Source organism: Caulobacter sp. P1_D6, assembly GCF_056406095.1.
The window spans coordinates 1-13,707 of sequence record NZ_JBFUAW010000056.1; the positions used below are offsets into that span (position 1 = coordinate 1).

Genomic DNA, 13,707 nt, shown 5'->3' on the forward strand with positions numbered 1-13,707 from the left:
CCGCTCCCGCTCCGATGGAGGCCCCCGACGGGCAGGAAATTGGCGTTCCCTGGACCACCTGGGCGATTTCAGCCCAGGCCTGCCGCGTCCGCCGATCCTCCGCCGCCTGGGTTTCGTCCCGTGTTTCAGGAACCTGCCCAGGACCGTCGCGAAGGGCGCCATCCAAGGCAACCCGCAAACGCTTCCCGCTCGACCACCCCCGAAAGCCGCATCGGTCGCCGTACGTGCGCCCTCCCCATGCTTCCAGGTGGGATCAGGATACGGGCGGTCCGGAAGGGTGAGGACCAAATCGGGTCGAGAAAGTTCAGGGCGTTGAAATCGCTGAGGTCTGTTCACCATTCGCCGAGCACAGACGCCCCGCCGGGGACATGCTCTCACGGCAAAGCCTCGCCAGATCGTCTCCGGCGCCGGGGTGAGTGCATGTCCCCAACGACATCCACAGCGTCAAACGCGTCACCCTGAACAAGCACCAAACTCAGTGCGTCAGTTGGGGACACGCACTCACACTCGACGCCGCGCAAAGCCGGCCGACGCACCGCCGTGAGAGCATGTCCCCGGCTGCGCGCCGCCCTAGGCCCGGTCCCACGGAAAGCTCAGAGTCGGCGGATTGGCGTGCCGCCTCATCTTCAGCGTCAACCGCGCCCCTGCCCCGGGCGCCAGCCGCACGGTGAAGGTCGAGGCGTCGACCGCCATGGGCGCGCCGCCGTCGGTCGCCACGCTCAGCACCTGGTGCTCGCCATAGCCGCCGCCCTGCACGGTCACGATGCGGGCCGCGACCTGGTTGGTGTTGACCAGGCTCACCGTCGCCCCGTCGTCGCTCAGGGTCTCGACCAGGGCCGCGACGTCCTCGGGCACGCCGGCCCGCCGACGCTCGGGATCGAAATAGCGCAGCCGGGCATAGAGCAGCGCCCCGCCCTGGGCCGGCGAGGTCGGCGACCACGGCGGGCGGGCGATGTGGATGCCGCCCTGCATCAGGTGGATCAGCGCCGTGGCGCTGGCCGGGTTGATGTCCAACGCCGCGTCGGCCAGGCGGGTCTTCGGCGTCGAGCGGTCGTCGCGCTGGGCCTGGGCCTTGGCCCGCACCTGTTCGAGGTCCTTGCGCAGGATCTTGACCGGGAAGCTCGGGTCCTTGCCGTCCAGCCAGGTCAGCCAGGGATGATCGGCGGCCCGCGCGCGGTCCGAGGCCTTCATCGACAGGTACCAGATCTCCAACCCGTTGGTCCGGTACTCGCCCGGCGCATAGCCGTACCAGCCCTTGTCGCCGTACATGCGCGGGGTCTGGACCTTGCCGTCGACGGTCTTCTTCTGGGCGTTGATGACGTCGGCCTGCTTGCGCCAGACCTCCAGGTACTTGTCGTCGCCGGTCAGCAGATAGGCGTTCATGAAGCCGACGATGGAGCGCGGCACGCGGTTGCGGTCCTCGCGCTTGCCGGTCTGGGGCACGACCGGGCTGAAGCCCCAGCCATAGACCCCGCCCCACCACTTGCCGCCGGTCGCGCCGCCGATCCTGCCGTCCAGGCCGATGTTGCTGGGCAGCACCCCGCCGTTGGCCTTGGCCCGCTCGGCCCAGGCGTCGACATAGCCCAGCAGCCAGTCGCGGTACTTCGGCTCGTGGTCCAGCATGTAGGCGTTCAGCACCAGACTGGTGACCTGCAGGTTCAGCGGCCCGTCGCCGATGACGTCGGTATATTCGTCGTAGTGGTGCAGGGTCTCTTCGTAGTTCCGCTCGCCGTGCTCCATGAAGAAGTCGCCGACGTTGAACGGGTCGCCGGCCCAGTCCAGCGGCGTGGCCTTGCGCAGCATCGGGCCGCGGCTGCCGGTGATCATGCTGCGGATGATCTTGTGCTTGGGATCGTAGTTCGGCGCCCCCGGATCCTCGTTCATGTAGAAGCCGGAGAACCGCTTGACCCGGTCGCGGTAGCGGGCGTCGCGCGGGTCCGACAGCCCCAGCAGGTTGAACACCGACAGCCCCTCGGAGAGGTGCTGCCAGTCGGTCATGACCGGGAACTCCTTGTAGTACATGCCCTCGCGGGCGAACGGCACGTCCTTGGTCCGCGCCAGGGTGTACTGGCGGACATTGCCCTCATAGGCCTTCTTCGACAGCTCCAGCAGCCGGTCGCTGGCGCCCAGGGCGTGCAGGTGCGGCCAGTCGTTGACGTTCTCGATGGCGTCGTCGGGACCGTCGTTGGCGCCCCAGCGCTCGACCGCCAGCAGGAAGCCGCGGTCGTCGAAATAACGGGCGAAGAAGGCTTCGCAGGCCTCGGCGTTGGCCTTCAGCAGCTCGCGTTCCAGCAGCGCCCATTCGGGCGGCGCCATCGGGGTGTTGATCTCGAGCGCGGGCGTCGGGGCGGCCAGGACCGGCGAGGCGACGGTCGCCAGCAGCAGGGCCGAGGCGGTGCGGAGAAAGCGGCGGCGGGTCGTCATCGATCGCTCCCTCAGGCCGCCGGCTTCAGCACGAGACGCTGGATCTTGCCGACGATCAGGAAGTAGGCGGCGATGCAGATCACGCAGTGGACGCCGACGAAGATCAAGGCGCCGTCGAACGAGCCGGTGCCCTTGACGATGTAGCCGATGACGATCGGGGTCACGATGCCGGCGACATTGCCGAAGGTGTTGAAGATGCCGCCCGTCACCCCGGCCATCTCCTTGGGCGAGGTGTCGGCCACCACGGCCCAGCCCAGCGAGGCCACGCCCTTGCCGAAGAAGGCCAGGGCCATGATCACGATGACCAGCCATTCCTGTTCGACGTAGTTGCAGGCGATGATGCAGGTGGCCAGCACCATGCCCAGCAGCAGCGGGGTCTTGCGGGCGATGTCCAGCGAGCCGGTCTTCTTCAGCAGCGCGTCCGAGATCATGCCGCCCAGGATGCCGCCGGCGAACCCGCACAGGGCCGGCAGGGCGGCGGTGAAGCCCGCCTGCATGATCGACAGCCCGCGCTCCTTGACCAGGTAGATCGGGAACCAGGTGACGAAGAAATAGGTCAGCACGTTGATGCAGTACTGCCCCAGATAGACGCCCAGCAGCATGCGGCTGCCCAGCACCTGCTTGACGTTGCCCCAGGTGAAGGCCGCGCCGCTGGCGGCGTTCTTGTCTTCCATCCGCACCAGGCCGCCGCCGGCCTCGATATAGTCGAACTCGGCCTTGTTGATCGCCGGATGCTCCACCGGGCTATGGATCATCCTGACGAAGAAGAAGGCGGCCACGATGCCCACGCCGCCCATCACGACGAACACCGAACGCCAGCCGAAGCTGTGGGCCAGCCAGCCCATCAGCGGGGCGAAGGCCACCAGCGAGAAGTACTGGGCCGAGTTGAAGATCGCCGAGGCGGTGCCGCGCTCGGGCCCCGGGAACCAGGCCGCGACGATGCGGGCGTTAGCGGGGAAGGACGGGGATTCGGCCAGGCCGACCATGAAGCGCATGGCGAACAGGGCGACGGCGGCGGCCAGGCCCGTGAAGATCCCCGCGAAGCCTTGCAGCAGCGTGAAGCCCGACCAGAGGACCAGGGCGGCGGTGTAGATCTTCTTGGAGCCGAACCGGTCCAGCAGCGCCCCGCCCGGAATCTGGCCCAGCACATAGGCCCAGGCGAAGGCCGACAGGATGTAGCCCATGGCCACGGGGTCCAGCCCCAGTTCCTTGGACGCCGACTGGCCGGCGATCGAGAAGGTGGCGCGGTCGGCGTAGTTGATCGTGGTGATGACGAACAGCAGAAAGATGATCAGCCAGCGGACGCGAGTCCTCTTGGCGGCGCCGTCGGCGGTCTGCGCGGTCATCGCGTCCCCTTCCCTGTCTTCTTGTTTTGATCGCGGACCCGATCCGATCGAATCCCGCGTCGCCCAATCGAGGGCCTTGAGGCAGAAGCTAAAGACCGTGGAGGGGCCGGTCTAAGTCAAATCGGCAATCGACCGATCCACCGGCAACATCGATGCGGGCCAAACCGCGTCCTCTCGGAGCGAGCGAACCGTCGGTGACGTCGCGGTTTTCGCCGAAAACAGCCCGAAATAGAGCGAGACCGACGTTCATCGGTGCAGATCCTGCATCGGTCCATGCCCGATTAGGATTGGCCCCCGCGCCGGAGCCGCTCCTATCCTTTTCCCACAGCCAGAGGCCGGTTCGTCCGGTCTCCACAAGAATACGACCCGCGAACCGCGGGCATGGGAGGGAAATCATGGCGCGTCGAGATTCACAGGGCCTGCGGACCATTCTGGTTGGAGGCGCGTCGGGCCTGACGGTCGCCATCGCCATGGCGGGCGCGGCCCACGCCCAGACCGCCGCCCCTCCCGCCCAAGCGTCTTCCGAGTCCTCCGAGGTCGAGGAAGTGGTCGTCACCGGCTTCCGGGCCAGCCTGGCCAGCGCCATCAACGTCAAGCGCAACGCCTCCGGCGTCGTCGACGCCATCAAGGCCGAGGACATCGCCCAGTTCCCCGACCTGAACCTGGCGGAGTCGCTGCAGCGCATCCCCGGCGTGTCGATCTCGCGCATCAACGGCGAAGGCCGGCAGATCTCGGTCCGCGGCCTGGGTTCGGAATACACCCGCGTCCGCATCAACGGCATGGAAGCCATCACCACCACCGGCGGCACGGCCAACAGCGGCGGCACCAATCGCGGCCGCGGCTTCGACTTCAACATCTTCGCCTCGGACCTGTTCAACAGCATCGCCGTGCGCAAGACCGCCTCGGCCGACGTCGAGGAAGGCTCGCTGGGCGCGACGGTCGACCTGGACACCGCCAGCCCGTTCGACAATCCCAAGCCCCAGCTCGTGCTCTCGGCCCAGGCCAGCTACAACGACCTGGCCAAGGACGCCGGGCCGCGACTGTCGGCCCTGGCCAGCCGCACCTGGCGCGACGGCACGTTCGGCGCGCTGGTCTCGGTCGCCTACGAAAAGCGCCACCTGCTCGAGGAAGGCGCCAACATCACCCGTTGGACCTATGGCGGCAGCAACGGCGGCTTCAGTCCGCTGTCCACCCTGCCCGGCTACACCCTGGCCCAGATCAACGACAGCAACACCGCCACCGCCCTCTACCACCCGCGCATCCCGGCCTATGTCAGCTACGACATCGAGTCCGAGCGGTTCGGCGCCAGCGGCTCGTTGCAATGGAGGCCGACCGACCAGACCAACGTCTCGTTCGACGCGCTTTATTCCTACCTGGCCGGCACTCGTAAGGAAGCCCAGCTGCAGGCGCTGGGCCTGTCGCGCGGCGGCACGGGCAAGCCGCAGACCATCATCCGCGACGGCGTGGTCGACGCGAACCACAACCTGGTCTACGCCAAGCTCGACAACGTCGATCTGCGCACCCAGTCGGCCTATGACGAGCTGAACACCGAGTTCAAGCAGTTCACCCTGTCGGCCGATCACCGGTTCACCGACAAGTTCAAGGTCGGCGCCCTGCTGGGCTACGCGGACTCGACCTTCACCCAGCCGGTGTCGACGATCATCACCTTCGACCGGGCCAACAGCCAAGGCTACTCGTACGACTTCCGCGGCGACCGCCTGCCCACCATCCTGCTGGGCTTCGACGCCACCGATCCGGCCAACTGGAGCGCCATCAACGGCACCTCGGAAGTGCGCCTGCGGCCGCAGTTCGTCGAGAACCAGTTCACCACCGGCAAGATCTTCGGCGAATACGAGTTCAACGAGAACCTGACCCTCAAGGCCGGCGTCGACTTCCGCAAGTTCGAGTACGACAGCTACGGCCAGTACCGGACCAGCGAAACCGTCTCCCAGACCCTGACCCCGGCCCAGCTGGCCGCCGTCTCCAAGGTCTATTCGGGCTTCGGCAGGAACATGGGCCTGCCGGCCGGCAACGCCACCGCCTGGCTGACGCCCGACATCGACGCCTACGCCCGGACCTACGGCATCTACAGCAACACGGGCATCTACGCCCTGACCAACACCAACAACAGCTCCGCGCGCGGCCAGTACGGCACGGTCGAGGAGAAGGACGCCGGCGCCTACATCCAGGCCGAGTTCCGGTTCGACGCCTTCGGCCTGCCCTTCCGCGGCGACGCCGGCGTGCGCGAGGTCAATACCCAGCAGGAGTCGGGCGGCTACGCCGTGGTCAACAACGTGGTGCAGCTGGTCAACGTCCAGCGCGACTACAACATGACCCTGCCGTCGTTCAACCTGGCGGCCGACCTCACCGACACCGTCGTGGCCCGGATCAGCGCCGCCAAGACCATCTCGCGCCCCGGCATCGGCTCGCTGTCGCCCGGCGGGGACGTCAGCGTCCAGGGCGCCAACCGGACCTTCTCGTCCGGCAACCCGGACCTGGATCCGACCCAGTCCAAGAACCTGGACCTGTCGCTGGAATGGTACCCGTCGCAGGGCGCCATGCTGGCCGCCGGCGTGTTCTTCAAGCGGATCGACACCTTCGTCGCCACCCTGCGCACCCAGGTGCCCTACAACACCCTGGGTCTGCCGGACTCACTGATCGCCGGCACCGGCGCCACCTCGACCGACATCTTCGACGTCACCCAGCCGGTCAATTCGAACGGCGGCGACCTGAAGGGCTTCGAGATCAACTGGCAGCAGCCGCTGACCTTCCTGCCCGGCGCCTGGAGCCACTTCGGCTACATCCTGAACTACACCTTCGTGGACTCGAACATCGAGTACCTGACCTCGACCACGCCCGGCGCGCCGACAGTCAACGCCACCCTGGTGGGCCTGTCCAAGCATGCCGCCAACGCCACGCTCTACTACGAGACCGACAGGTGGAGCATCCGCGGCTCGGCCTCGTATCGCGACGGCTACCTGACCCAGGTGCCGGGCAACGACGGCAACGCCTATCACGGCACCAACGAGACCCTGAACATCGACGCCCAGGCCAGCTTCAACATCCGCCCGAACCTCAAGCTGAGCATCGAGGGGGTGAACCTGACCGACGAATTCAACGACCAGTTCGTCGGCGACAGCAACCGCCTGAACGTCCACACCCACAGCGGCAGGACCTACTTCGTCGGCCTCCGCTACAGCTACTAGGGCGCGGCTCTTCCCCCCACCCAGCGCCCTGGTTGCGGCGCCGGCTTTGTCCAGCCGGCGCCGCTCTAGTTTCCACGCTCACCCAGCAAATCCCCGCTATGATCCTTCCGGACCCATGTTCGGAGATCATGAATGCGGCGCGAGGAACTGGGCGACCTGACGGCGTTCCTGGCCGTGGCGGAGGAGCGGAGCTTCACCCGCGCCGCGGCCAAGCTGGGCACCTCGCAGTCGGCGCTGAGCCATACGATCCGGCGTCTCGAAGCGCGGCTGGGCCTGCGCCTGCTGACCCGGACCACCCGCAGCGTCGCGCCGACCGAGGCCGGAGAGCGCCTGCTGGAGACCCTGCGCCCCGCCCTCGACGAGATCGACAGCAAGCTGGCGACGCTGACCGAGCTTCGCGACAAGCCCGCCGGCAACATCCGCATCACGGCCAGCGGCCATGCGGTCGAAACCGTCCTCTGGCCCGTCCTGACACGGATGCTGACCGATTATCCCGACATCACGGTGGAGCTGACCATCGACACCAGCCTGGTCGACATCGTCGCCGAGCGCTACGACGCGGGCGTGCGGCTGGGCGAACAGCTGGCCAAGGACATGATCGCCGTGCCCATCGGCCCGCCCCTGCGCATGATCGTGATCGGCTCGCCGTCCTATCTGGACAGCCACCCCACGCCCCGGACGCCTCAGGACCTGACCGAGCACCGCTGCATCAATCTGCGCATGCAGACCTCGGGCGGCCTCTATGCCTGGGAGTTCGAGAAGGACGGCCGGGAGGTCAAGGTGCGGGTCGACGGGCAACTGGCGTTCAACGCCTCGCGCATGTGCGTGAAGGCGGCGGTCGACGGTTTTGGCCTGGCCTTCGTGATGGAGGACCTCGCCCAGCCCTACCTGGCCGACGGCCGTCTGCGGACCGTGCTCGAGGACTGGTGCGAGCCCTTCGCCGGCTACCACCTCTATTATCCCAGCCGCCGGCAGCCGACGCCGGCCTTCGCGGTCTTCGTCGAAGCCTTGAGACATGGCGCCCGGTCCAGGTCCTGAGCCCGCGCATTCATGAACCTGGAGTATAGGTCCATGCCACTTTAGCCCACTAATCGCTGGACGAGCGGCGAGCTAGGCTGACGGTGGCCACGGCCGACCTGAACGGCGGAACCGTGGCGGCTCAGCGAGCCAGGAGCGTCCATGAGATCGATCTGCGCCGCCCTCCTCGTCCTGTGCTTGGCGTCTCAGGTCCAGGCGCAACCCACCGAGAGAACGGCGATGGAAATCCAGCGCAACGGCGAAAAGCCTTCGGTGAAGGGGCCGGCCCAGAATTTCACCGGAACGGTTCGCATCGATACGCCGTTTCAGGCCAAGGCCCCGGCTCGGGCCGGCGGCGCCTTCGTCACGTTCGAGGCAGGCGCGCGGAGCAACTGGCACACCCACCCGCTGGGCCAGACTCTGATCGTCACCTCGGGCCTGGGTTGGACCCAGTGCGAAGGCGGCCCCATCGTCGAGATCCGTCCGGGCGACGTGATCTGGTGTCCGCCCGGCCACAAACATTGGCACGGAGCGACCGCGGCGACCGCCATGACCCACATCGCCATCGCCGAAAGCCTGGATGGCCGGGCGGTCGACTGGCTCGAGCCGGTGACCGACGCCCAATACCTGGCCGGCGTCGGCAAGGCCCAGAACTGACCGACGTCCTCGAATGTCCCAGCCACGACAAGGGAGCACACCATGCAAAGTCTCGAAGACCTGGCGCTCTCGCGACGCGGCCTGATGAAGGTCGGCGCGGCCTCGGTGGCGGCGACCGCCGCACGGCCGGCGACCGCGGCGGAAGCGGCCGCCGACCAGCCGGTGCTGGCCAAGGTGTCGTTCGAGGTCAACGGCAAGACCCAGTCGCTTGAGCTGGACACCCGCACGACCCTGCTGGACGCCCTGCGCGAGCACCTGAAGCTGACCGGCACCAAGAAAGGCTGCGACCACGGCCAATGCGGCGCCTGCACGGTGATCGTCGACGGTCGCCGGATCAATTCGTGCCTGAGCCTGGCGGTCATGCACGAAGGCGACAAGGTGACCACGATCGAGGGCCTGGGCGCGCCGGAAAAGCTGCATCCGATGCAGGCCGCCTTCGTCAAGCATGACGGCTATCAGTGCGGCTACTGCACGCCGGGCCAGATCTGCTCGGCGGTGGCCGTGCTCGCCGAGATCAAGGCCGGGATCCCCAGCCACGTCACCGACGACCTCACGGCCAAGCCGACCGTGACGCAGGCCGAACTGCGCGAGCGGATGAGCGGCAACATCTGTCGCTGCGGGGCCTATTCCAACATCGTCGAAGCCATCACCGAAGTCTCGGGGAGAACGGCATGAAAGCCTTCAGCTACGAGCGCGCCCGCACGCCCAAGGAGGCGGCCGCCATCGCCGCCCGCACGCCCGGCGCCAAGTTCATCGCCGGCGGCACCAACCTGCTCGACCTGATGAAGCTGCAGATCGAGACGCCCCGGCACCTGATCGACGTCAACGGCCTGAAACTGGACAAGATCGAGCCTGGGCCGGACGGCGGCCTGCGGATCGGGGCCCTGGTGCGCAACACCGACCTGGCGGCCGACAAGCGAGTGCGCCGTGACTACGGCGTGCTGTCGCGGGCCTTGCTGGCCGGCGCCTCGGGCCAGCTTCGCAACAAGGCGACCACGGCCGGCAACCTGCTGCAGCGCACCCGCTGTCCTTATTTCTACGACACCAACCAGCCGTGCAACAAACGCACTCCTGGCGCGGGCTGCGCCGCCATCGGCGGCTTCACGCGCGGCCATGCGGTGCTCGGTACCAGCGAGGCCTGCATCGCCACCCACCCCAGCGACATGGCCGTGGCCATGCGGGCGCTGGACGCGGTCGTCGAGACGGTCCGCCCCGACGGAACGACGCGCGCCATCCCCATCGCCGACTTCCACCGCCTGCCGGGCGCGACGCCGCATCTGGAAACCGCCCTGGCGTCGGGCGAGCTGATCACGGCGGTGACCCTGCCCAAGCCGATCGGGGGAATGCACAGCTATCAGAAGGTCCGCGACCGGGCGTCCTACGCCTTCGCCCTGGTGTCCATCGCGGCCGTCGTCCAGCGGGACGGCTCGGGCCGCCTGGCCCTGGGCGGCGTCGCCCACAAGCCGTGGCGGGTCGAGGCGGCGGAGGCTCAGATGACGCGCGGCGCCAAGGCCGTGACCGACCAACTGCTGGCCGGGGCCAAGACCACCTCCGAGAACGCCTTCAAGCTGACGTTGGTCGAGCGCGCGCTCGGCGCGACGTTGACGCAAGCCAGGGTCTGATCCGATGAAATTCGACACGCCCGCGACGACCAATCCGATCGACCGGCTCAAGGTGATCGGCAAGGCCACCGACCGCATCGACGGTCCGCTGAAGACCACCGGCCGCGCGCCCTACGCCTACGAGAAGCACGACGCCGTCGCCGACCTGGCCTACGGCTTCGTGGTGGGCTCGGCGATCGCCAAGGGCCGCATCACGGCGATGGACCTGAGCAAGGCCAAGGCCGCGCCGGGGGTCCTCACCATCGTCACCGCCGCCACGGCCGGCAAGCTGGGCAAGGGCGAGTTCAACGACGCCACCCTGCTGGGCGGGCCCAAGATCGAGCACTACCACCAGGCCGTGGCGCTAGTGGTGGCCGAGACCTTCGAGCAGGCGCGCGACGCCGCCCATCTCATCAAGATCGACTATGTCCGCGACAAGGGCAGCTTCGACCTGGCCGGCGCCAAGGACAGCGCGGTCAAGCCGACCGACGGCCGTCCCGACAGCGCCGTGGGCGACTTCGCCGGCGCCTTCGCCGCCGCGCCCGTGACCCTGGACCAGACCTACAGCACGCCCGACCACGCCCACGCGATGATGGAGCCGCACGCCTCGATCGCCGTCTGGAAGGGCGACAAGCTGACGCTCTGGACGGCCAACCAGATGATCGACTGGAGCGTGACCGACGTCGCCAAGACCCTGGGCGTCCCCAAGGCCAATGTACGCCTGGTCTCGCCCTTCATCGGCGGCGGCTTCGGCGGCAAGCTGTTCGTGCGCGCCGACGCCATCCTGGCCGCCCTGGGCGCGCGGGCGGCCGGACGGCCGGTCAAGGTGGCGCTGACCCGGCCGCTGATGTTCAACAACACCCCTCACCGCCCGGCGACCATCCAGCGCGTCCGTCTGGGCGCGACCCCGGACGGCAAGATCACCGCCATCGGCCACGAGACCTGGTCGGGCAACATACCGGGCGGCAAGACCGAGGACGCCATCCAGCAGACGCGCCTGCTCTATGCCGGCGCCAACCGCATGACGGCCACCCGCCTGGCGGTGCTGGACCTGGCCGAAGGCAACGCCATGCGCGCGCCGGGCGAAGCCCCCGGCCTGATGGTCCTGGAAATCGCCATGGACGAGATGGCCGAGAAGCTGAACCTGGATCCGGTCCAGTTCCGCATCCTCAACGACACCCAGGTCGATCCGGAAAAGCCCGAACGGCCCTTCTCCCAGCGCCAGTTGATCGAATGCCTGCGCACCGGCGCGGACCGCTTCGGCTGGGCCAAGCGCGGTCTGCCCGGCCAGAGCCGGGACGGCCGCTGGCTGGTCGGCATGGGCGTCGCGGCGGGCTTCCGCAACAATCTGAACATGAAGTCGGCCGCCCGCGTACGGCTCGCCAAGGACGGCATGGTGACGGTCGAGACCGACATGACCGACATCGGCACCGGCACCTATACGATCATCGCCCAGACCGCCGCCGAGATGATGGGCGTGCCGCTGGACCAGGTGACGGTCAAGCTGGGCGACTCGCTGTTTCCGGTCTCGGCCGGTTCGGGCGGCCAGTGGGGCGCCAACAGCTCGACCGCCGGGGTGTACGCCGCCTGCGTCAAGCTGCGCGAGGCGGTGGCGGCCAAGCTCGGCCTCGACCCGGCGACGGCCGAATTCACCGATGGCCAGGTGCGGGCCGGCGGGCGCAGCCTGCCGCTGACCCAGGCCGCCGCCGACGCGGAGCTGGTGGCCGAGGACGCCATGGAATACGGCGACCTGGCCAAGAAGCAGCAGCAGTCGACCTTCGCGGCCCACTTCGTCGAGGTCGGCGTCGACAGCGTCACCGGCGAAATCCGCATCCGACGCATGCTGGCCGTCTGCGCCGCCGGCCGGATCCTCAATCCGAAGTCGGCCCGCAACCAGGTGATCGGCGGCATGACCATGGGCGCCGGCGCGGCCCTGATGGAGGAGATGGTCGTCGACAAGCGCATCGGCTTCTTCGTCAATCACGACCTGGCCGGCTACGAGGTGCCGGTTCATGCCGACATTCCGCACCAGGAGGTGATCTTCCTGGACGAGACCGATCCGACCACCTCGCCGATGAAGGCCAAGGGCGTGGGCGAACTGGGCATCTGCGGCGTCGCGGCGGCGATCGCCAACGCGGTCTACAACGCCACCGGCGCCCGGGTGCGGCAATACCCGATCACCCTGGACAAGCACCTGGATCGCCTGCCCGCCCTGGTCTGATCGGCACGAAGCCGCGCGGACTCCCAGAAGCCCGCCACGAGCCATTTGTGACGCCAGGAACGATCGCGCCAGGCGGTCTCCGGTTTTGCCCGAAGACCGCCCGCGCTGTTCAGTTTCAGACCAGATAGGCCTTGCGCATGGCCGCGATCTTCTCGTCGGTCATTCCGAACTTGGCCTTGGTCAGGGCGACGGGGCCGCCGTACTTGGCGTCGACGGCGGCCAGGGCCGAGCGCATCACGCCGGGGTCAGAACCCATCATCACGTCCAGGACCTCGGGCGGCATGCGGGCGAAGGCCTGCAGTTGCTCGGCGGTCATCCCGCCCATCCTGGCGCCGGAAGCCGAGGCCATCTGGGCCTTGTACATCGACGGCGGCGTGTAGACCTGGGTCAGGGCGTAGTCGGCCACGATGGTTTCGCGCGGCACGCCCAGCACCGACAGCACCAGGGCCGTCCCCATGCCCGTACGGTCCTTGCCGGCGCTGCAGTTGAAGGCCAGCGGCGCCTTGCCGGCGGCGAGCCGCGCGAAGAGTTCCGTGTAGTGCGGCGTCAGGATGTCCAGGAAGCCGACATAGGCCTGGGCGAAACCCTGGATCGCCTGCTCACGGGTCTGCATCTTGGCCAGGCCGCCCAGCGACATGTCCATGTTGTAGTCGATGGCGATCACCTCGACGCCGTCCACCTTGAGGAACGGTGTCGGCTCGGCGTTGCGCTCCTGCGGGCTGCGCAGGTCGCAGATCACCGAGACGCCCAGCTGGGACAGATAGGTCATGTCGGCGAGGGTCAGGCCGGCCATCACGCCCGAGCGATAAATCTTGCCCCAGCGCACCTGCCGGCCGTCGGTGGTGCGATAGCCGCCGATGTCGCGGAAGTTACGGCCGCCTTCCAGCGGCAGGAGCCGCTCGGCCACGCGGGTCTGCTGGCCGCCCTTGGTCTCGATCAGGAAATAGGGGCGCGGCGAGACGGCCGCCGGCAGGTCGGCGCCGCCCGCGACGGCCGTCTTCACCCGGCTCATGGCCTGGCGCGGCGCGTCGGGATTGCCCGATTGGTAGATCGAGACGGGCTCCTTGGCGTCCCAGTCCAGGCGGACGCTCCGGGGCGAAAGGCGGCTGGCCTTGCCCTCCAGCGGCGTGGCGGCGAAGGCGGCCGGGGCGGCGGCCAGGGCTCCATTGGCGACGGCCGCCAGGAGGAAGGTACGACGATCCATGAGGTCGCTCCAAAATGACGGCCGGGCGAGA

General features: G+C 68.2%; 9 protein-coding genes. 6 read left to right on the forward strand and 3 right to left on the reverse strand.

What is annotated here, in order from left to right; translation table 11 throughout:
• Positions 1-570 precede the first annotated feature (570 nt).
• Both AC1DYP_RS23135 and AC1DYP_RS23140 read right to left on the reverse strand, forming a co-directional pair.
• Positions 571-2,424 carry a DUF8034 domain-containing protein gene (locus AC1DYP_RS23135; protein WP_477048314.1) on the reverse strand — a complete coding sequence of 618 codons (1,854 nt, stop codon included), beginning with the start codon at positions 2,422-2,424 and terminating at the stop codon, positions 571-573.
• 11 nt (positions 2,425-2,435) lie between these two features.
• The gene (locus AC1DYP_RS23140) at positions 2,436-3,770 is read right to left on the reverse strand and encodes an MFS transporter (RefSeq protein ID WP_477048315.1); all 1,335 of its coding nucleotides are present in this window, start codon (positions 3,768-3,770) and stop codon (positions 2,436-2,438) included.
• A gap of 395 nt (positions 3,771-4,165) precedes the next feature.
• Here AC1DYP_RS23140 and AC1DYP_RS23145 point away from each other — a divergent pair, with 395 nt between their 5' ends.
• The 6 genes from AC1DYP_RS23145 (at position 4,166) to paoC (ending at position 12,472) form a co-directional block, all read left to right on the forward strand.
• Positions 4,166-6,976: a TonB-dependent receptor gene (locus tag AC1DYP_RS23145; RefSeq protein WP_477048316.1), complete on the forward strand. Its 2,811-nt coding sequence runs from the start codon at positions 4,166-4,168 to the stop codon at positions 6,974-6,976.
• Positions 6,977-7,108: 132 nt separating this feature from the next.
• A complete protein-coding gene (locus tag AC1DYP_RS23150; protein WP_477048317.1) occupies positions 7,109-8,014 on the forward strand; it encodes a LysR family transcriptional regulator in 906 nt (301 codons plus the stop codon).
• Positions 8,015-8,155: 141 nt separating this feature from the next.
• Entirely contained in the window at positions 8,156-8,650 is a 495-nt protein-coding gene (locus AC1DYP_RS23155) for a (R)-mandelonitrile lyase (RefSeq protein ID WP_477048318.1), read from the forward strand.
• A 42-nt stretch (positions 8,651-8,692) separates the two neighbouring features.
• Positions 8,693-9,325, forward strand: a complete 633-nt coding sequence (gene paoA / locus AC1DYP_RS23160; RefSeq protein ID WP_477048319.1) for an aldehyde dehydrogenase iron-sulfur subunit PaoA — start codon at positions 8,693-8,695, stop codon at positions 9,323-9,325.
• A complete protein-coding gene (locus AC1DYP_RS23165; RefSeq protein ID WP_477048320.1) occupies positions 9,322-10,272 on the forward strand; it encodes an FAD binding domain-containing protein in 951 nt (316 codons plus the stop codon). Before paoA ends, AC1DYP_RS23165 begins: the two co-directional genes overlap by 4 nt.
• Before the next feature lie 4 nt (positions 10,273-10,276).
• On the forward strand, positions 10,277-12,472 hold the full coding sequence (gene paoC / locus AC1DYP_RS23170; protein ID WP_477048321.1) for an aldehyde oxidoreductase molybdenum-binding subunit PaoC: 2,196 nt from the start codon (positions 10,277-10,279) through the stop codon (positions 12,470-12,472).
• A gap of 115 nt (positions 12,473-12,587) precedes the next feature.
• On the opposite strand, the gene AC1DYP_RS23175 is transcribed toward paoC, so the two are convergent.
• Positions 12,588-13,676 (reverse strand): tyrosine-protein phosphatase, encoded by a 1,089-nt coding sequence (locus AC1DYP_RS23175; protein WP_477048322.1) that lies wholly within the window; start codon positions 13,674-13,676, stop codon positions 12,588-12,590.
• Positions 13,677-13,707: the final 31 nt, after the last annotated feature.

Bases quoted from the DNA above. Each gene is read 5' to 3' on its own strand.
- AC1DYP_RS23135 (WP_477048314.1), bottom strand. From the start codon at position 2,424: ATGACGACCCGCCGCCGCTTTCTCCGCACCGCCTCGGCCCTGCTGCTG.
- AC1DYP_RS23140 (WP_477048315.1), bottom strand. From the start codon at position 3,770: ATGACCGCGCAGACCGCCGACGGCGCCGCCAAGAGGACTCGCGTCCGC.
- AC1DYP_RS23145 (WP_477048316.1), top strand. From the start codon at position 4,166: ATGGCGCGTCGAGATTCACAGGGCCTGCGGACCATTCTGGTTGGAGGC.
- AC1DYP_RS23150 (WP_477048317.1), top strand. From the start codon at position 7,109: ATGCGGCGCGAGGAACTGGGCGACCTGACGGCGTTCCTGGCCGTGGCG.
- AC1DYP_RS23155 (WP_477048318.1), top strand. From the start codon at position 8,156: ATGAGATCGATCTGCGCCGCCCTCCTCGTCCTGTGCTTGGCGTCTCAG.
- paoA (WP_477048319.1), top strand. From the start codon at position 8,693: ATGCAAAGTCTCGAAGACCTGGCGCTCTCGCGACGCGGCCTGATGAAG.
- AC1DYP_RS23165 (WP_477048320.1), top strand. From the start codon at position 9,322: ATGAAAGCCTTCAGCTACGAGCGCGCCCGCACGCCCAAGGAGGCGGCC.
- paoC (WP_477048321.1), top strand. From the start codon at position 10,277: ATGAAATTCGACACGCCCGCGACGACCAATCCGATCGACCGGCTCAAG.
- AC1DYP_RS23175 (WP_477048322.1), bottom strand. From the start codon at position 13,676: ATGGATCGTCGTACCTTCCTCCTGGCGGCCGTCGCCAATGGAGCCCTG.